We start from the raw sequence: 19,012 nt of genomic DNA, 5'->3' as shown, positions 1-19,012 counted from the left end.
AGTGAATTAGTTTAAAAAGAACGAATTTCCAAAGAGGAAATTCGTTCTTTTTTCTTTGAGTTGTAAGGTGATACACGGAATTATCTTAACTGAAGCTATGAGTTTAAAAAATAATCAGTTTTTTTAGAAAAAACAAACTTTAGTGGTCTGAGAGTCGTTTAATATAGTGAAAGGAGTTGCGAGCAGTTTGTCGATAAATGATTTAAGAGAGTTAATGCTTCAATATACAGAGCCATTAATACGCTTAGCTTATGGATACGTGAAGGATCTTCAAGCGGCAGAAGATATTGTACAAGAAATATTCATTAAGTTTTATCATCAGCAGAATAATTATGAAGAACTCGGTGAAATGAAGGCTTATCTAACAAAAATGACTGTTAACAAAAGCAAGGATTACTTGAAGAGTTGGGCGTATAAAAAAATTCTGCTTCAAAATAAATTTTTTCCACAAGAAGGTAAAGAGAGCAGGGATGAACTAGTTAGAAAAGATGAGCAAGCAATAATTGGAGACGCCATCCTTGGTTTGCCTTTAAAACATCGGGAGGTTCTCATTCATTTTTATTTTAATGAATGGTCCATTTCAGAAATAGCGCATGTTTTATCTATCCCAGAAAGTACAGTAAAAACTCGCCTAAGTCGTGGCAGAGAACTATTAAGAAGGCAACTGAAAGAAATTGAATGGGAGGTGCTTTTAAATGAATGACTTTATTCCTCCAAAAATAAAAAATTTAACGGAAAGTAAGAAACGTGTCATACAAAATGTAGAACGTGCGATTGAAAACAATTCAGGTTCAGTGAAAAATAAATGGCGGTATGTAGTAATAGCCACTATTCTAACCATGTCTGTGATGATTTTTGTATTAAACGAAGTACGGACTGAAAATGTTCCTAATACAGCTGAACAACATATTGGGGTGTCACAGCCCACAATCTCCAATGAACAAGGTATGCTATATCTACAGGGAATCACATTAGGTGATCCACAATCACAGGTTATTGAAATCTTTGGTGAAAATTATACTAAAGAACATGAGGACGGAAGTGGGTCTGATTACGTCATGGTTTACGAAGATAATATGAGATTCTATATTTATCAAGATAAAGTAGAACTGATTATATTTATGAAAGTAGATAAAAATTATTTCTATAAATTATTTAATAATTATGATGGTTTTAAAGTTGGTTCTTCTGATCTAGGTGACCATGATCGTTTTATATATTCTAAAGAGACTAATCACATATTAAAAGCAACTACATCAGTTCCAAATAAAGACCTCTATTTATATCTAACATATGCAGCACCAGAAATTATGGAAAATCCAGATTTTATTGAAGCAGAACGTATATTACAGGATTCCCCCGAATATGTAGCTAAAAATGAAGAAGAACTATCTATTCTGGATTCTGAAGTGGCATATGAAATGTGTAAGAGAGTGCTGACTGACTATTATAAAGCGGTATGGAACGGCTCGGATATTGAATTGGGTGCATTTATTGATAACGAAAATCTGAAACAGTATACGCAAAAGAAAATTCAATACCAATTTGACATGTATTCAACGAACGATCTGACTGATGATTCGGTGAAGAGTGTTGATATTGGCACTCGGGGAGCGGATTGGGAAGTGGAGTATACTGATGACGCAGATGGGGGGTTTCTCTATTTAAAATTACCTACGGAAATTAAAAATATTGTAGGTAGTTATGGTGAGCCCACTGAATTTCTCGTACGCAATGTAAACGGCAAATTAGTCATTGTTGATTGGTATACGGATGCAAAAGATAGTTATGATTTCATGGTACGTGGAGAAAATCTAACAATTGACAACCCGAATATTTGGAATGATAGTGAATGGGTTAATAAATTAAATAGTAAACAGATTGAATTTTCGGGCTCAATTCGATAGTTATTTACTGCTAACTTATCTAACAAAGTAGTCCAATATGAATCGTGCTATAAACTAATTTCACTTATTAAACAAAGGGTGCTTTAGTTAAACATGATCATTATTTCAATGGTCTATTTTTATAGTAATTGAGTTTATATTGGAATGCGTATGGACGTAATTTGATACTAGGAAGGAGAATGATAAAGAAACCAACTATAGAGTTTAAGAAGAAATTTAGTAAGTAAGTAGATAAATATCTTGATACTTTTAAATGTAATTTTCTATTTACAAGGTAATTTATAAAAGACACCTAATTCGATTTAGGTGTCTTTTTTTTTATAATTCTACTTGTTGTAAAATTGAAGTTTAGTATTTTTTAATGTGGGCGAATGCACAGACGGTAAATCCTTACAAAGCATAACCTAAATCGAGATCAAAAGGAGGAAAAAATAATGACACAATTTAATTACGATCGATATGATGATGATGACTATGAATACGGTTATGACAGTTATGGGAGACGCCGCAGAAGACGACGCCCACGTTATCAATACCCGTTTTTCCCTATATTCCCGTTCTTTCCAATTTACCCACCATACCCACCATACTATCGTTATCCATACTACAACCCACCGTTCAACCGTCCTTATGGCTATTAATATATAAAATGTCTACTCACTAAAACTAGGACCGACGGAATTTTAAGTAAAAATACTGACGGTCCCGTTTCGTTTATTATGTGTTTTTATAAAAGTTAAAAGACATAAAATCCTTATGTTCTAAAGTTTCATAAAGTTTCATCGCGAAAGAAATTCTGTACGACATGCTGGTCCTCCTGATAGGTTTTCAGCGTATAGCCTTCCTTCTGGAGCCATTCAATAATGGATGGAAGTGCCTTTGTCGTCTGGCTTCGATCATGTAGTAGTACTATAATGTCTTGATCTCCAGATTTATATGCCTTCTCCACTTCTGTTTGAACATTTGTTATTATTTCTTTAAATTCCTCATCCTTGTATCTCCAATCGTTAGAGTCTACATCCCAATCCCATAGTTTATAATGCTGTTGTTTCAATTTTTCTTTCATAGGAGTAGTTAGATGTGGCTTACTGCCATAAGGTACACGTATAAGCTTAGAGCTGTGTCCAGTCATCTGATCAATGAGGCGTACACCGCTATTAATCTCATCAATAAATGCTTGAGCATTTTTATATACCTTTTCTTTATCGTGGGTCATACTATGTGTTCCAATATAGTGCCCATCGCTAGCAACCGCCTTCACAATTGCCTCATTGTCTTTCATATGCTTTCCTAAAAAAAAGAATGTTCCATTGACATTATATTTCTTTAATATACTGTTATGGGTAGTCGTGAATTTGTTAGGACCATCATCAAAGGTTAGGTAAACGTTAGCTTTAGAGCTTGGAGCAGGTGCTGGAGTTGGAGTGGTCACCTTTTTTCGTTCTAATAATCTATTTATATGTTTTTCTACCACCTTGTGGTCTGAGGCAGCAATACTCAACGTTGGAAACGTTAGAGCGCTTATTAGCAACGATACACAGAAGAGCAATAAAAGCTTTCTCATAAAAATCACCTATTTTCTTCGAATTTTCCATGACTGCATTATTTATATATACTCAGTAGAGAGTCTATTTAGAAGAAAAAAGTGTATTTAATATAAGGAAGTGTTTACATGGAAGATGAACTTTTGAAGATATTTGATGAGGATAAAAATTTCTTAGGAGTAGCAACACGAGAGGAAATACATAAGCTGGGGCATTGGCATGAGAAATTTCACTGTTGGTTTATAGGGAGTGACCATGGTGAGAATTACATATATTTGCAACTTCGAAGTGATGCTAAAAAAGATTATCCCAGCCTATTGGATATTACAGCAGCCGGTCATATCCTATCCAATGAAACAGTGGAGGATGGCATACGGGAAGTGGAGGAGGAGCTAGGTATTAAAGTTCCTTTTCATCAACTTAATTCTTTAGGAGTTATTGGTTACACCATCATTTCAGATAAGCTAATTGATAGGGAATTTGCTCATACTTTTGTTTATAGAAATTTTCCATCTTTAGATGAATTCAACCCTCAATTGGAGGAAGTAGCAGGAATTGTCCGGACAGAATTTCGTGCTTTTGCAGACCTATGGAGGGGAAGAGAAGACGAAATAAAAGTTGAAGGAGTAAAATTTGATGATCAAGGTAATAGTAGTTCCTACATAAGAACTGTAGGAAAAGAAAGCTTTGTACCTCATCCTTCAGCTTATTTTGAAGCAATTATTAAGGGGATAGACGAATTGTTAGAGAGGGAGTAGTTTGGCTATTTATAAATAAAAGGAGCCCATTGTTCAAATTAATGTTACAGTTAAATAGAAATTTTTAAAGATGAGAAGGAGAACAATATGATAGAAGTAAAAACATCTCCATTAAGTAATGGAGAATTCAATAGAGGGGTATTTGCTACGCGCGAGATCAAAAAAGGAGAGCTTTTACATGAAGCACCTGTCATTGCCTATCCAAACGAACAGCATCAATACATTGAGCAAACTATAATAGGTGATTACGCTTTTGAGTATGGGATAGGTAAATCTGCCATTCTTTTAGGCTATGGAATGCTATTCAACCATTCGTATGAACCTAATGCTACGTATGAGATTAATTTTAGAAATCACACATTTGACTTCTTTGCTTTTACTGATATAAAAGCCGGTGATGAGATTCTCATTAATTATAATGGTGATGTTGATGACAAAGATGAACTTTGGTTTAATAAGGAATCTTAAGAAATCCGTTAGAAATTAACTCAAATCAAAAAGCAACCTTAATTAGTTCTTAAAATGCCCATCCAACTCCATGTGAAGTTGGATGGGCATTTGTAATTAGAAACCAAACAGTTGAAGTATAATCCAGCTAGAAGCGTAAAATACCATAAATTGTACTCCAGCACCAATACCTAAAATACGATTTAATAGACCACCAACAGTAGCAACAGTTAATGTTAGTACAATTCCTAAGAGTTGTGCTTCATGATAAGCCAGTAGACATGCCAGCCCAATAAACATAGCAACAATCGCTTCTTGACTAACATATTTTAAAACTAATACAGATGCTTTACGCGCATAATTCATAGAAAATGGATAAGCGATTAAAGAAGCAACAGTAATTCCTATTAGACCAAAAATAAAAAATTCCCATGAAGTTAAATAGGTATGCAAGTTATTAATAGGCTCTACTGTAAACACTGGTGGTGCATTGAATAACGGAGAAGCTGGTCCTAATGCCACTGGACTTAATGGAATACCAAATGCTATTAAAGGAATAATAGCTTCTGCGATATAAGTAGATTCGGTTACCCCATTCATAACTGTCAGACTTGTAGTTGATTTTTTGTAGGCACCCTTCGTTCGAGATCCGACTATTTCTCCCATTAACGATGTCATTCCAACAGGGCTAAATACAAATGTTAATGACGATAAAAATGTGGTGATAGAAGTAAATATGGTCTGTCTTCCTGTAAGTATTTTAAATGGATTTGGAAAATAACCTTTCCAGGACTTTGTTTCTGGTGCTAAATGATATTCATTGGCTTTATCTCTTTGAAGACTTTTTCGAGCACTAGAAGATGCTGCTATTAAAATATCAGATAACATAGGGCCAATCGCAATCCCTAAGAAAAAAGTAATCGATAGATGCTTATCTAATATGGAAAAACTTAATGTATCTAAACTCTTGATAAAAAATGCAAAAGGTATGATTAATAAAACACTGGCCCATTTACCCTTTGAAAAATAGGCAATCAAGAAAGCGGCTATTGTAAAAATTAGGCCAGAAGAAGATTTAAAGAAGTCGGCAAATTGACCCAAAAATTGTCCAAGCAAAACAGCAGTAGGTAATGCGATAAAGGCACCGATGATACCGCCAGAAATCATTTTACGTAAAGCTATATGAGGCATACCCATACGTCTTAAAGTATTCGCATGATCTATTAACGGTACGGCTGTTGTATCACCTGGAATTCCCATTAAAGCAGTGGGAACTGCGTGTGTGAGATGTTTGGATAAAACTGCTGCCATAAAGAATGCAAACACACCTTCGGGAGGGGCACCTAAAAGAATTACAAGCAATGTAATAGGGACCATAATTGCCGTTTCATCAGTCCCAGATATTAAACCAATTACGGAAAATACAATTGCTCCAAGTAAGGCAAATAAAAGTGCAACTAAATAAATACTCATTTGTGATCCTCCCTGTGAGCATTGTTAAAATTAGAGAGAACTCCGAGCTCTTCCAATTCCTTTTTAGTAACAGGATCTTGTTCTATTAAGCGCAATTCTTCTTCATAATCCAGTTGAAGGTCTTGAAAAACTTCTCTTAAATTTTCAGAAGATACCTCATCCTCCACAAGAATACGCTTAGGTCTAAATACGGCAGAATTAACGATTAATATTGTGACAGTACCTGCGATGCCTAACAAAAGAGAGTAAGAGTTGACCATTTGAGCTTCAGCAAATTTAGGGAAAATATATTGTCCTAATTTATATCCACCTAGACTAACAAAAACACTAAGAATAATAGAAAAAATGAGTTGTTTACCTGAGATGGTATCCCCTAATATCTCAACGAATTTCACATTGATGTGCTCATCTACTAAACTAGCCTTATTTTTATTGTCCATTCTAACCCTCCTTTTGAATTTCTTCAGTTATTTGCAAGATACGATCGTAACGTAAATCTTTTTCACTAACGGCTTTTTGAACTATTAAATCAATATTTTCTTTTCTTGCTCCTGCCATTACGGCTAGGTTTTTAGCATGAAGGCGCATATGACCAGTTTGAATTCCTTCTGCTGATAAAGCTCTTAAGCTGGCTGCATTTTCCGCTAAACCAACAGAAGCTATGATACCGGCCAGTTCAACAGCAGATGTTACATTCATTATTTTTAAAGCAGCTTTAGCTACTGGATGTGTTTTTGTAGCACCACCAATTATTCCAACTGCCATGGGAAGTTCTATAGAACCTACTAAATTTCCTTCCTCATTCATCTCCCATGTTGTTAAAGAACGATATCTTCCAGATCTGGCAGCATAAGAATGAGCGCCAGCTTCGACTGCTCTAGTATCGTTGCCAGTTGCTAGAACAACAGAGGTGATTCCATTCATTATCCCTTTATTATGAGTTGCGGCTCTATAAGGATCAGCATCAGCAAATTCGTAAGCGCTTACAATGTTTTTCACTACTTCAGGTCCTCCAAGAGACTCTGCAGAGAACACACCTCTTGCTCTAATTAAACGTTTATCCGCGAGGTTAGTAATTATTTTTAATACGACACGTCCTCCTGTAATTTTTTCTATTAGGGGAGAGACAGCCTCAGCCATTGTGTTAACCGCATTGGCTCCCATGGCATCTTTAGTGTCTACGATTAAATGTATTACAAGCATAGTTTCTCTTACTGTATTTATAAGATGAACCTCTAAATCCTTTGCTCCGCCTCCTAATTTTACTAATGTCGGATCTTGCAGATTACAGTTAGTTAGTATTTCTTCTTTATTCTCATAGATTCTGGCTTTAGCTCCGTGTGGATCTAATATATCCAGTACTTGAATTTGTCCCCGCATGATAGTTCCTGTCGAAGAAGTAAAGAACCCTCCTAAATCATAAGCAGCTCGAGCAGCATTACTTGCAGCAGCTATTACAGAAGGCTCTTCTGTAGCCATTGGGACAAAAACGTCGTTTCCATTTATTTTGAAATTAGCTGCTACTCCCAAGGGAATACTAAATTGACCGATAACATTTTCAACCATAGAATCAGCTAACGCCATAGGAAATGCTTTATTACCAGTGAGTATATTTGTTTCCTCATCTGTTAACCCCTTATTATGTATAACGATTTCTAACCTTTCTTCTAACGTTAATTGATAAAAACCCCTTATTCTAGAACTAGACATATAAAACTCCCCTTTCAATATACTTCCATTCAACAAAGTTGAATGGCATTATACTCAATGTATAATAATATATATCTTTTGTAAAGTTAATATGCTATTTGTTCTGAATTTTTATAATAATTTATTTCATTGGTTTTCAACGTAAACTGTTAAGACTGTTGTATGGCTTTTACTGTTTGAAAGAAAAATATGCGGCTTTTTCCCAGAGAAATATGCTGAGTCACCAGCTGTCATTTCATACTTTGTTCCATCGTAAAGTAGATGGATTGAACCTGTAAGGATGAAGATAAATTCATCGTTTTCATGTATGTAGGGTTCTATGTTTTCGGCTCCTGGTAAAACAGTTACGATAGTTGGGCTGATTATGCTCATATTTTTTTTGTTGGCAAGTAATTCATATTCATATCCGATCTCATTCTTCTCATCTATTGCTTCACGTTTATCTTTTCGAACAATAGATAATTCCCCATGTTCCTCTTGCTCGATAAACCAAGAAGTAGGACTATCAAGGGCTTTTGCTATGTTAGAAAGGGTAACTAGAGTTGGGGTAGTTAAGCCGTTTTCAATTTTTGATATATGACTCTTAGTAATCCCAGCTAAATCAGCTAAAACTTGTTGAGTCATTTTTTTCTTTGAGCGAACACTTTTTATTTTCTTTCCTATATCTTTACTATTCATATTAGGCACCTTCTCCTGGATTATAATGAAACTCTTTTTAAGTATAACAACTTAATATGAGAGGGCGTACCTATTAATTGAATTGTATAAATAGAAAAACCAGCTTCTATTGTGAGAAGCTGGCTACATTAACTATTCTAATATTTTTATTGTTACGTTTTTACGTCCCCATTTATAAGCTTCACTTGTAGTCGAGAAAAATACGTCGATTTTATTTCCTTTAATGGCTGATCCGGTATCGCCTGCTACAGCGTAACCATAGCCCTCCACGTGAACTTTAGTTCCAATCGGAATTACATCTGGGTCAACAGCTATGACTTTAACGTCTGGGTTCTTCTTAAGATTGATACCAGAGCTAGTTATTCCTGTACAACCATTACACTTGGCAGTAAATGCACTTGCTGACACCGTGAATTCCTTTACTACTTTATCACTAGTATTAGTTCTAGAAGGTGTTTTGGATTTTTCTTTAGATGTAGGAGTTATTGATAGTTTCTGGTTTGGCTTAATATCGTCTGTAGTTAAGTTATTCCATGTTTTTAAGTTTTTAATAGAAACTTTATATGTCTTAGAAATTTTGTATAATGTTTCTCCTTTTTTTACTGTGTGAGTTGTTGTTGCTGCGAAAGCAACATTTACTCCACTGACCAATAGTACTATTGTAATGATAAGTGATCCTAATATTTTCTTCAAATACACTATCCCCCTGCTATTTAGTCTAAACATATAGTATCAGTTGAATGTTACAAGTGTATTACAAGGGATTACCATTATCATTACAATTGACAGTATTTTCAGTAAAAATATAAAAAACGGAAAAAACATGCTACCAAACCTTTTTGCCGAGTACATCTAATAGGTCTTATTCATTATTTCGACCAGTCAATAAGACCGGTGAATACAGTAGTAGCAGGACCGGTCATGTATACAGTGTCAGCTGTATAACGAATAATCAGTTCTCCGCCTATTAGTTTGACATGGATATCAGTATTTTTATCGCAATATCCATTTAACACAGAAGCAACCACTGCTGCACAAGCTCCTGTTCCGCATGCCAAAGTTTCTCCACTTCCGCGCTCCCAAACTCGCATTTGTATAACATTTCGATTCTCGATTTGAATAAACTCAGTATTCACACCCTCTGGAAACATAGGGTGATGTTCAAATTTTGGTCCAATAGTTGGGAGGTCTAGTAGGTGAATGTCGTCACTGAATATTACACCATGGGGATTGCCCATAGATACTGGGGTTATAGAATACGTATGATCTTCAATGGTGATTGGATAATTAACCTGCATAGTCTGGTCCTTGACTACAATAGGGATATTGAAAGGTTCTAATATGGCCTGCCCCATATCTACAGTAGCAGACTTCATTTTCCCATTCTCTATATGTAATTCAATCTTTTTCAATCCGCTCAGTGTTTCTATATGAAGAGTTTCTTTTCGTACGATGTTGTTGTCATACACATATTTCGCTACACAACGGATGGCATTTCCGCACATTTTCCCTTCACTGCCATCTATATTGAACATCCGCATTTTTGCATCTGCCACATCAGAAGGGCATATTAAAACAATTCCATCTCCGCCTATGCCAAAATGACGATTGGAAATATCCTTGCTTAATGCTTCGGGATTTTCTATTTTATTTTCAAAGCAATTGATATAAATGTAATCATTTCCACAGCCATGCATTTTCGTAAAAGGTATCATCATTTTTTAGCCTTCTTCCAGTTGTGATTTGTTCTATTATAAGTTTGAGGAAGTTAAGTGGTCAACATGACTGGTATATTCATTTTATGTAAAATGTTCATATTGTATATTTTAGGTAATTTGAATAAAATAACCAATATGGTTAATTAGATAATTTGAAAGGGGAGTGCTCGTATTAAAGAGTTTGTCGTTTATCAAAGTAAAAGAAAACAGTTAATGTTTGTTTTGATGGGAATTCTGATGGTTGTGGCTTGTGTATTCCTTCTTACTACAAGCTTTGAAGAGGATAATTTTCAAAAGATATTCCTTATGGGAATTGGTGGTATAGGGACAATATTTTTTGGCTTTTGCTTGGGCTTTATTATCAAGCAACTAATCGTAGGGAAAAAACTAGTCGTTGTAAATGAGGAAGGATTTTATGATTTTTCTTCAGCGATTGCTAGTAAGCAACTTGTGGAATGGGGAGGTGTTAGAGAAATAGGTATTTTCTCGATATCAGGACAGTCCTTTATTACAGTACACTTATTTGATGGAGATGCTTACATAGAATCACTGCCTTCCATTAAAAGAGGGGCTATACGTGCTAACCTAAGATTAGGCTCGGGTCATATTAATATTAATATATCAACAGCTAAAGGTGTAACTATAGAAGAGTTGCTACAAGTGATGAGCGGTTTTAACTTAGCATATTTAAAGCAATTACCAGAAGTTGAGGTAGAAACAGTTAGGTCATAATATTTTAAAGACTCAAATGAGGCTTTCATATATGAACCTACCCTCTGAAGTCAAATGAAGAAAAGAAAGGTACGTTACCTTTATCTTTTCTCCATTTACTTACTTGGGGAAAACGCACTTGAATTTTATTTATGGAGTTTTAACACTAAATGTGTCTCCACCTTTAATTGTTCCATTTTCAAAGCCTTTATAGAACCATTTCTTCCGCTGTTCTGATGTTCCATGGGTGAAGCTTTCAGGTACCACATAGCCACGAGCTCTTTTTTGAATAGTGTCATCTCCAACGGCACTAGCTGCAGTAAGTGCTTCCTCTAAATCGCCCTCTTCTAGTAATTCCATTCCTTGAGCATGCTTTGCCCAAACCCCTGAGTAATAATCAGCCTGCAGCTCGAAGCGAACAGAATATTGATTGTATTCCTCTTCACTTAACTCTTGTCTAAGGGAGGATAGCTCATTGCTTTTACCTAGAAGGGTTTGAACATGGTGTCCAACCTCATGTGCTATAACGTATGCCATTGCAAAATCTCCTGGTGCATTGAACTGCGTTTGAAGCTCCTTGTAGAAGCTTAAGTCTATGTAAAGCTTTTGATCACCTGGACAATAAAACGGACCTACAGAAGCACCAGCTGTTCCACAGGCAGAATTTACACTATTCGTATATAAAACAAGTGTTGGTTCCTCATATTTGAGTCCATTTTCTTGAAAGATTTTCGTCCATACCTTTTCTGTGTCTGCTAATACAACCGAAACAAATTCGACAAGCTCTTTTTCCTCTTCAGTTTCCTCATAAGGAACTGAGCTGGTAGTTGTTTCGTTACCGCCTAAATTTCCTAACAGCTCATCGGGATTTCCTCCGAGTAGCGTAACTAATAGTACTATAATTAATCCGAAACCACCGCCAATGCCAGCTATTGCTTTTCCGCCACTCATTCCACGACGGTCCTCTACGTTTGAACTCCGTGTACGACCTCTATATTTCATACCCTTCACCGCCTATTTAAATTCTTCTATATTCTTATACCCATTTAGCTAAAAGAATAGGCATCCAAATGATGGTGTTTGAATTATAATGAAGGAAAGGGGGATATAATTATGTTAATAAAGCCGAAAATGCTTCAACCGGGAGATAAGATTGCAACCATTAGTCTATCGTGGGGTGGAGCAGGAGAACCTGATTTAAGATGGAGATATGAGCAAGGTGTAGAAAGATTAGAAAAGGTATTTGGCTTAGAAGTAGTAGCTATGCCAAATAGTTTGAAGGGGTCAGACTATTTATATGAAAGTCCACAGGCACGTGCAGAGGATTTGATGAATGCATTTAAGGATGCATCGATAAAAGGAATTGTATCGAATATTGGAGGTAGTGATAGCATAAGATTGCTACCTTACATAGATTTTGATGTAATCCGGGAAAACCCTAAAGTTTTTATTGGATATTCCGATGCTACTGTGACCCATTTATTTTGTCATAAGGCAGGGATTTCTTCTTTTTATGGGCCAGCTATTCTGACTGATTTTGCAGAGAATGTAGAGATGCATGAATACACCATAGAATCTTTGAAAAAGACGCTATTCTCTAATGAAGTGATTGGAGAAATTAAACCGTCACCATTGTGGACGAGTCAACGATTGGAATGGGCTATTGAAAATAAGTATACAAGCCGTGAAATGAATGAAGATGAAAAAGGCTACGAATTGCTGCAGGGTAAAGGTATTGTAAATGGCAGACTAATCGGTGGCTGTATTGAAGTGTTGGAGTTTGCGAAAGGCACTTCGCTTTGGCCAGATAAATCTTATTTCAAGGATTCTATACTATTTTTTGAGACCTCTGAGGATTTACCTCTTCCATCTAATATCGAATTCTGGCTTCGAAATTATGGAACCCAAGGGATACTGCAAGAAGTAAAAGGTATTATTTTTGCAAAGCCTCAGCACGAAAAGTATTATGAAGAATACAAAGAATCCATTATTACCATTATGAATGAGCTTGAATTAAATGATTTGCCGATTTTATATAATTTAAACTTTGGCCATACAGAACCTAAATTTGTTATACCATATGGAGCAATGGCAGAAATTAATTGTGAGGAAGTTAAGTTTTCAATTATAGATAGTGGAGTTGAGTAATAGATGTCTTCTTACGTAGTTGTGGGTGGTGGAATCCTTGGCGCTTCCACCGCCTATCATCTTGCAAAATACGGTGTGAAAGTAACTTTGGTTGATCGTCAGGACAAAGGTCAAGCCTCAGCAGCCGCAGCAGGAATTATATGTCCATGGATTTCTCAGAGAAGAAATAAAAAATGGTACGAGCTTGTGAAAAATGGCGCTAAATATTATAAACAGCTAGTGATAGAGTTAGAGGAACTAGGTGAAACTGCGACAGGTTATAAACAAGTAGGAGCTATTGCTCTACAAAATGATGAAAAAAAACTGCAAAAAATGTTAGAAAGAGCTATGGAGAAAAGAATAGATGCACCTGAAATTGGGGAGTTGAAAATCCTATCTCCGGTAGAAACGAAAGAAAAATTTCCTATCATCTCAGAGGATTACCATTCACTTTATGTGGAAGGAGCAGCTCGAGTAGATGGTATGGCAATGAGAGATGCTTTAACTAGTGCTGCAAAAAAACTAGGAGCAGAGGTCGTGTATGGCGATGCTGTATGGAAGGACAATAAGTTATTTATAGACGAGATGGCCATAAATGCAGAAGCAATTATACTCACCACTGGTGCCTGGGGAAATGAGATTCCCTCTGCATTAGGTTTAGATCTAAATGTGACCTTTCAAAAGGCGCAAATAATGCATTTCCAACTAGAGAATTTGTCTACTGGAGAATGGCCGGTAGTTCTGCCTCCAACCAATCAATATATGCTAGCCTTCGAAAATGGACAAGTGGTAGCAGGCTCTACTTATGAAGAGCATACTGACTATGATATTAGCGTAACAGAAGAAGGGAAAAAAGAACTGCTAGAAAATGCATTTAGTATTGCAAAAAGCCTAAAAGATGAGAAAATAAAGGAAGTAAGAGTTGGTTTTCGTCCGTATACACCTGACTTTTTACCTGTATTTGGTAAAATGAAAGGGCAGGACGGTATTTATTTTGCAAACGGTTTAGGGGCTTCTGGTTTAACGGCTGGACCATTCGTTGGTTCGGAACTAGCTAAACTAGTATTAGGAAAAGAAACAGTGCTGGATCCTGAAAAATATACACCTAATTAGACTAGGCGTGGGGGAAGAGAAATGAGTTACTTACAAACAGAAGAAGTTAATGACATGACCGTAGTGGAAGCTTTGGAAAAAAACTTGGCAATTATTCGTTTTGATATGGATCGAAGAGTGGCATTTGTAAATGAGAATTTTGCAAAAGAACTTAAGTATACAGTAAGTGAAGTAATGGGGATGCATCACCGAGAATTCTGCTTTCCAAGCTTTGTGAACAGTCCGTCGTATGAAATGCTTTGGAAGGATCTGTTTGCAGGTAAGTCATTTTTTAATAAGGTAGAAAGAAAAGACAAGCATGGTAACAGTGTGTTTCTAGAAGCTTCTTATATGCCTATTTTTGGTAGTAATGGCAAGGTGCTTGGCGTCACCAAAGTAGCTACTAACGTAACGGAGCGCCATCAAATTTTAATGGGTGTTACAGAAGAGCTGAAGCATATGTCTGAGAATTTGAGCAACCGAGCAGAAGTAGGTATTAAAAGAAGTGAAAACCTTCTGGAAAGAATAGATGAAATAGCTGCTGGTTCTAAGGAAAACACCACTACATTAGATAATCTGCAAAAACAGGCCGATTCGATTAAAGGAATAGTTCAGACCATTAGGGAGATTGCTGCACAAACTAATCTTTTAGCATTAAATGCAGCAATTGAGGCAGCAAGAGCTGGAGAGCATGGACGTGGTTTTAATGTAGTGGCTCAAGAGGTTCGTAAGCTAGCTGGAAGAGTTGAGGCTTCCATCGTAGAAGTAAGAGAAAATATTGAAGGAATAGCGAAGCAGGTCGATAAGGTAACTGCGAGCAATAGTTACTCGCAGACAGTTATAGAAAAAAGCCAACAGGAGATACGAACTGCATTAGACGAGTTCAAGGATATTTCTACTGCATCTGAAAAACTCGAAAATCAGACTGCGGAATTCAGCAAACTTATTTAAACTTGTTTATAAGAAGAGGAACTTCAGCTAAATCTTCTATCACATAATCGGCAGAAGGAGCGGGCCAGTATTCATCCCTTTTCCAAATTGTTTTGAGTCCGACTGTTTTCGCAGCAATTATGTCGTTCGCAGGGTGATCGCCTATATATACAGCTTCTTCTGCTTTAACACTAAGCTGCCTAAGTGCCTTTTCAAAAATACGTGGATCGGGTTTTTTCATTTTCTCCCATTCAGAAATTAATATAGTATCAAAATAAGTATTGATTTTTAAAGAAAAAATATTATTCATTTGAAACTGTCCCTTTCCATTGCTGATTATTCCGAGCGATAGGGACAGTTTTTTTAATTGCTCTAGCATGGATATTAGATTGGGAAAGGGTACACAATATGTATGGAAGTTAGTTATGTAATGATTTAATAATTCTTGTTGGGAGATGCTCTGAATATTAAATTCTTGAATTAGAGATGCATAGACGAAATCTTTCCAATTATAACCTCGATTATCTAATTCTATAAAACGAGTACAGAAATCTTCCTTTTGAATATGGTCAAAATGGGTGTATAGTTCGTCGTATTGCCAAGAAATAAATCTTTTTAATGACACATCTCTATTCAACATAGTACCATCTAAATCAAAAATCACGGCTTTGATCAATATATAGACTCCTTATTGTTTAATGATGATATAAAAACATGATACACTAGTATGTGCTAAAGGAGGTGACGTTTTTGAGTGAGTACTCCATTATTTATATTGAAGTTAAGCGAGAAATTGATTTCTATTTTCAGATGCAGCATATAGAATCTAGCTTTACGTTGCAAATGGACGGTAGGGAGATTGTCTCTGCTCAGCATCAATTTAAATTCCAAAATGTTCACGACATATCCCACAAGCCCTTTTCATTTGGAGGGGGAATCTTATATTTGCATACCAATCAAGGCGTCTTTTCCTACAATATTAAAGAGAACCCCGCTTACTTTATAGAAGCCTTCAAAACATTAAAATCTTCATTCCATTAGAAACCAACCAAAACACATGACCTATTCATGTGTTTTTAAATTACCTTTAATTGTTACATGTGTCCGGAATGTTACAGGTGCCAGGCACCTGTAACAATTGAAATATATGAACAGAATTTTAAGAATGATAGAACTTTTTTATATTATTGTAAAAGAATTTTTCCGTGCTATAATGAGAGCATTCAAATAGTACCTACTCGTATAATCTCAGGAATATGGCCTGCAAGTTTCTACCGACTTACCGTAAACAAGTCGACTATGAGTGACAATGGATAAAGGAATTGGGACACAAAAGTGTAACCATTTCTTTTATTATTCGATTAATAACTCGAATGACATTGCTCCACTCGTAAGGATGGAGCTTTGTCATTCGAGTTTTTTTGTATCCCAAATATAAGGAAAGAAGGAATTCCAGTGAAATTATTAAAGGATAAAATTGTAGAAGAAGGTAAGGTTTTATCGAAAGATGTTTTAAAGGTGGATGCATTTTTAAATCATCAAATTGATCCTGTAATTATTAAAGCTATAGGAGAAGAGATAGCAGACCGATTTGCAGAAGCTGGAATAACAAAAATTTTAACGATTGAGTCTTCAGGGATTGCTCCTTCTATGTTTGCAGGTTTAGAGCTTGGTGTTTCTGTTGTTTTTGCAAGGAAAAGTAAGTCTGTGACCCTTTCCGGAAATTTGCTTACTTCTAAAGTTCATTCCTTTACTAAAAATGTGACAAGCGATATTTCGGTATCTAAGGATTTTCTTCAAGAGGGTGACGTCGTGTTAATCATCGATGACTTCCTTGCTAATGGACAAGCAGTTCTCGGATTGCTTGAGATTATTGATCAGGCTGGAGCAACTACAGCTGGTGTTGGAATTGTAATTGAAAAAGGATTCCAACCAGGGGGAAAACTAATTCGTGAAAAAGGTATTCGTGTAGAATCTCTTGCTATCATTAAATCCTTGGAAAATGGAACTGTAGAATTTCTAGAAGGAACACCTACATATGAATAATATATTTAAAAATACTACACTTGGCTTACAGCATGTGCTTGCTATGTATGCAGGAGCAGTAATTGTTCCGCTAATCGTAGGGGGAGCTCTTGGTCTTAGTTCAGAGGAATTAACATATTTAGTTGCCATTGACATTCTAATGTCTGGTGTCGCGACCATTTTGCAAGTTATGAGCAATCGATTTTTCGGTATTGGTTTGCCAGTCGTGCTAGGATGTACATTTACTGCAGTAGGACCAATGATTGCAATTGGAGAAGAATACGGAATATCTTCTATTTATGGTGCTATTATTGTTTCCGGAATAGTTGTTATTTTAATCAGCGGCTTTTTTGGTAAGCTAGTTAGGTTCTTCCCACCAGTAGTAACTGGTTCAGTAGTAACTATTATAGGAATCACCCTAATCCCTGTAGCTATTAACAACATGGGTGGTGGCGATGGGGCAGAGGATTTCGGTTCCATTCAAAACGTTCTATTATCATTTGGTACATTAATATTTATTGTATTGTTATACCGTTTCTCTACTGGTTTTATAAAAGCTATTTCTATATTAATAGGTATTATTGGAGGAACAGTTGCTGCTTATTTTATGGGTATTTTAGACTTTACTGCGGTAAAAGAAGCTGATGTGTTCCATATGATCCAGCCATTATATTTTGGGATGCCGACTTTTGAGTGGTCTCCTATTATTACCATGACATTAGTGGCTATTGTTTCATTAGTAGAGTCAACTGGGGTATATTTTGCTCTAGGGGATATGCTAAATAAAAAAATTCAAAAGGAAGACTTAACTAAAGGGTATCGTGCTGAAGGAATTGCTGTTTTACTAGGCGGTATCTTTAACTCGTTTCCATATACTACATTTTCACAAAACGTTGGGCTTATGCAAATCTCTGGTGTTAAAACACGTAAAATTATTTACATCGCGGGTGGGATGCTAATATTCCTAGGATTTATACCTAAGATTTCTTCCCTTACTACCATTATTCCAGAGGCAGTATTAGGAGGAGCCATGATTGCCATGTTTGGTATGATCGTTTCTCAAGGAATTAAGATGCTAAGTACTATTATTGCAGACTCAGAATCACCTGATAATGCAATGATTATTGCATGTTCAATAGGTATCGGCTTAGGAGTTACGGTAGTACCTGACTTATTTGTGTCCTTACCTGACAGTGTGCAAATTTTGACGAGTAACGGAATTGTGGCAGGAAGCTTCACAGCAATCGTATTGAATATATTATTTAATATGATCCCTACTAGAAAGAAAATATAATAGATTCAGAATAATCAATGCTTCTCCTCCAATAATGCTGTATGATAAAAATAACAACATGTATTGGAGGAGTATTTATGTTAGTCACTACAACGCCTACTATTGAAGGAAAAACAATTGAAACGTATCATGGCATAGTGTCTGGAGAGGCCATTATGGGAGCAAATGTCGTACGAGATCTCTTTGCCTCAGTTACAGATATTGTTGGAGGTAGAAGCTCTGCCTATGAAAATAAATTATCCCAAGGTCGTGAAATTGCAATAGAGGACATGAATACCCTTGCTAGCAAGTTTGGAGCTAATGCTGTAATTGGTGTAGATCTTGATTTTGAAACAATCCGTGAGGGCATGATGATGTGTGTGGCAACTGGAACTGCCGTTACATACAGAGACTAATTGGTTACAGTCAAAAGTCGTAAACCCATCCTAGGGTTTATGACTTTTTTATTTTTGCCGAGTTCTTTCTTCCTAATAAAACCAGATCAAACTTAATAGAATATAGTCTGCTATATTTTTTAAAATACTATAGAACTATATAAAAATCTATTCCGTATGTCGAAATAATATGGGAGATAGCGTTTAATTTATAATTTGAGAGG

At 36.0% G+C, this 19,012-nt stretch carries 22 protein-coding genes and 1 riboswitch; of the genes, 13 read left to right on the top strand and 9 right to left on the bottom strand.

The features are described 5' to 3' along the window. Positions 1–187: 187 nt before the first annotated feature. The 3 genes from MKY94_RS16845 to MKY94_RS16835 all read left to right on the top strand — a co-directional run bounded on the left by MKY94_RS16845 (position 188) and on the right by MKY94_RS16835 (position 2,555). A complete protein-coding gene (locus MKY94_RS16845; RefSeq protein WP_342577446.1) occupies positions 188–703 on the top strand; it encodes a sigma-70 family RNA polymerase sigma factor in 516 nt (171 codons plus the stop codon). Beyond that, complete coding sequence (locus tag MKY94_RS16840) at positions 696–1,907, top strand: hypothetical protein (protein ID WP_342577445.1); 1,212 nt, start codon at positions 696–698, stop codon at positions 1,905–1,907. Before MKY94_RS16845 ends, MKY94_RS16840 begins: the two co-directional genes overlap by 8 nt. Positions 1,908–2,366: 459 nt before the next feature. Continuing rightward, a complete protein-coding gene (locus MKY94_RS16835; protein WP_342577444.1) occupies positions 2,367–2,555 on the top strand; it encodes a hypothetical protein in 189 nt (62 codons plus the stop codon). A gap of 121 nt (positions 2,556–2,676) precedes the next feature. Here the strand turns inward: MKY94_RS16835 and MKY94_RS16830 are convergent, their stop codons facing one another. Further along, positions 2,677–3,471 (bottom strand): polysaccharide deacetylase family protein, encoded by a 795-nt coding sequence (locus tag MKY94_RS16830; protein WP_340844803.1) that lies wholly within the window; start codon positions 3,469–3,471, stop codon positions 2,677–2,679. 108 nt (positions 3,472–3,579) lie between these two features. On the opposite strand from MKY94_RS16830, the gene MKY94_RS16825 reads away from it, so the two are divergent. Both MKY94_RS16825 and MKY94_RS16820 read left to right on the top strand, forming a co-directional pair. Further along, the gene (locus MKY94_RS16825; protein WP_342577443.1) at positions 3,580–4,209 is read left to right on the top strand and encodes an NUDIX domain-containing protein; all 630 of its coding nucleotides are present in this window, start codon (positions 3,580–3,582) and stop codon (positions 4,207–4,209) included. Positions 4,210–4,296: 87 nt separating this feature from the next. Further along, positions 4,297–4,677 (top strand): SET domain-containing protein, encoded by a 381-nt coding sequence (locus MKY94_RS16820; protein WP_154309998.1) that lies wholly within the window; start codon positions 4,297–4,299, stop codon positions 4,675–4,677. Between the two features lie 96 nt (positions 4,678–4,773). On the opposite strand, the gene MKY94_RS16815 is transcribed toward MKY94_RS16820, so the two are convergent. From MKY94_RS16815 to dapF, 6 genes are all read right to left on the bottom strand, one after another. Beyond that, positions 4,774–6,129 carry a tripartite tricarboxylate transporter permease gene (locus tag MKY94_RS16815; protein ID WP_144541242.1) on the bottom strand — a complete coding sequence of 452 codons (1,356 nt, stop codon included), beginning with the start codon at positions 6,127–6,129 and terminating at the stop codon, positions 4,774–4,776. Beyond that, positions 6,126–6,569 (bottom strand): hypothetical protein, encoded by a 444-nt coding sequence (locus MKY94_RS16810; protein WP_144541240.1) that lies wholly within the window; start codon positions 6,567–6,569, stop codon positions 6,126–6,128. The genes MKY94_RS16815 and MKY94_RS16810 overlap by 4 nt, the downstream gene beginning before the upstream one ends. A 1-nt stretch (position 6,570) precedes the next feature. Beyond that, positions 6,571–7,839 (bottom strand): hydroxymethylglutaryl-CoA reductase, degradative, encoded by a 1,269-nt coding sequence (locus MKY94_RS16805; protein ID WP_342577442.1) that lies wholly within the window; start codon positions 7,837–7,839, stop codon positions 6,571–6,573. A 126-nt stretch (positions 7,840–7,965) separates the two neighbouring features. Beyond that, positions 7,966–8,517 carry a helix-turn-helix domain-containing protein gene (locus tag MKY94_RS16800; RefSeq protein WP_144541236.1) on the bottom strand — a complete coding sequence of 184 codons (552 nt, stop codon included), beginning with the start codon at positions 8,515–8,517 and terminating at the stop codon, positions 7,966–7,968. Between the two features lie 132 nt (positions 8,518–8,649). Beyond that, entirely contained in the window at positions 8,650–9,210 is a 561-nt protein-coding gene (locus MKY94_RS16795) for a 3D domain-containing protein (RefSeq protein ID WP_225321636.1), read from the bottom strand. 176 nt (positions 9,211–9,386) lie between these two features. Next, the gene (gene dapF, locus MKY94_RS16790) at positions 9,387–10,235 is read right to left on the bottom strand and encodes a diaminopimelate epimerase (protein WP_342577441.1); all 849 of its coding nucleotides are present in this window, start codon (positions 10,233–10,235) and stop codon (positions 9,387–9,389) included. Positions 10,236–10,406: 171 nt separating this feature from the next. Between dapF and MKY94_RS16785 the strand changes: the two genes are divergently transcribed. Further along, entirely contained in the window at positions 10,407–10,967 is a 561-nt protein-coding gene (locus MKY94_RS16785) for an STM3941 family protein (protein ID WP_342578696.1), read from the top strand. A gap of 129 nt (positions 10,968–11,096) precedes the next feature. Here the strand turns inward: MKY94_RS16785 and MKY94_RS16780 are convergent, their stop codons facing one another. Continuing rightward, complete coding sequence (locus MKY94_RS16780) at positions 11,097–11,948, bottom strand: neutral zinc metallopeptidase (RefSeq protein ID WP_144541228.1); 852 nt, start codon at positions 11,946–11,948, stop codon at positions 11,097–11,099. Positions 11,949–12,059: 111 nt separating this feature from the next. Here MKY94_RS16780 and MKY94_RS16775 point away from each other — a divergent pair, with 111 nt between their 5' ends. Genes MKY94_RS16775 through MKY94_RS16765 form a run of 3 tightly spaced genes read left to right on the top strand, consistent with a single transcriptional unit; the run spans position 12,060 to position 15,116 of the window. Then, on the top strand, positions 12,060–13,094 hold the full coding sequence (locus MKY94_RS16775; RefSeq protein WP_342577438.1) for a S66 peptidase family protein: 1,035 nt from the start codon (positions 12,060–12,062) through the stop codon (positions 13,092–13,094). Positions 13,095–13,097: 3 nt separating this feature from the next. After that, entirely contained in the window at positions 13,098–14,186 is a 1,089-nt protein-coding gene (locus tag MKY94_RS16770) for an FAD-binding oxidoreductase (RefSeq protein WP_342577436.1), read from the top strand. 21 nt (positions 14,187–14,207) lie between these two features. Continuing rightward, on the top strand, positions 14,208–15,116 hold the full coding sequence (locus MKY94_RS16765) for a methyl-accepting chemotaxis protein (RefSeq protein WP_144541222.1): 909 nt from the start codon (positions 14,208–14,210) through the stop codon (positions 15,114–15,116). Here MKY94_RS16765 and MKY94_RS16760 read toward each other — a convergent pair. Then, positions 15,109–15,771: an HAD family hydrolase gene (locus MKY94_RS16760; RefSeq protein ID WP_342577434.1), complete on the bottom strand. Its 663-nt coding sequence runs from the start codon at positions 15,769–15,771 to the stop codon at positions 15,109–15,111. The genes MKY94_RS16765 and MKY94_RS16760 overlap by 8 nt on opposite strands. A gap of 74 nt (positions 15,772–15,845) precedes the next feature. Between MKY94_RS16760 and MKY94_RS16755 the strand changes: the two genes are divergently transcribed. The 4 genes from MKY94_RS16755 to MKY94_RS16740 all read left to right on the top strand — a co-directional run bounded on the left by MKY94_RS16755 (position 15,846) and on the right by MKY94_RS16740 (position 18,809). Further along, positions 15,846–16,136 (top strand): hypothetical protein, encoded by a 291-nt coding sequence (locus MKY94_RS16755; protein ID WP_151112865.1) that lies wholly within the window; start codon positions 15,846–15,848, stop codon positions 16,134–16,136. 177 nt (positions 16,137–16,313) lie between these two features. Beyond that, a riboswitch (purine riboswitch) is annotated at positions 16,314–16,415 on the top strand. A 135-nt stretch (positions 16,416–16,550) separates the two neighbouring features. Continuing rightward, entirely contained in the window at positions 16,551–17,141 is a 591-nt protein-coding gene (locus MKY94_RS16750; RefSeq protein WP_144541217.1) for a xanthine phosphoribosyltransferase, read from the top strand. Beyond that, a complete protein-coding gene (locus tag MKY94_RS16745) occupies positions 17,134–18,414 on the top strand; it encodes a nucleobase:cation symporter-2 family protein (protein WP_191697738.1) in 1,281 nt (426 codons plus the stop codon). Before MKY94_RS16750 ends, MKY94_RS16745 begins: the two co-directional genes overlap by 8 nt. A gap of 77 nt (positions 18,415–18,491) precedes the next feature. Then, positions 18,492–18,809, top strand: coding sequence for a YbjQ family protein (locus MKY94_RS16740; protein WP_342577433.1), 318 nt, complete (start codon positions 18,492–18,494; stop codon positions 18,807–18,809). Positions 18,810–19,012 lie beyond the last annotated feature (203 nt).

The sequence above is a fragment of the Psychrobacillus sp. FSL K6-2843 genome (genome assembly GCF_038626375.1).
In the GTDB taxonomy this organism is placed as follows: Bacteria; Bacillota; Bacilli; order Bacillales_A; family Planococcaceae; genus Psychrobacillus; species Psychrobacillus faecigallinarum.
The sequence above is the reverse complement of the archived record's forward strand: the minus strand, read 5'-3'. Positions and strand labels throughout refer to the sequence as shown.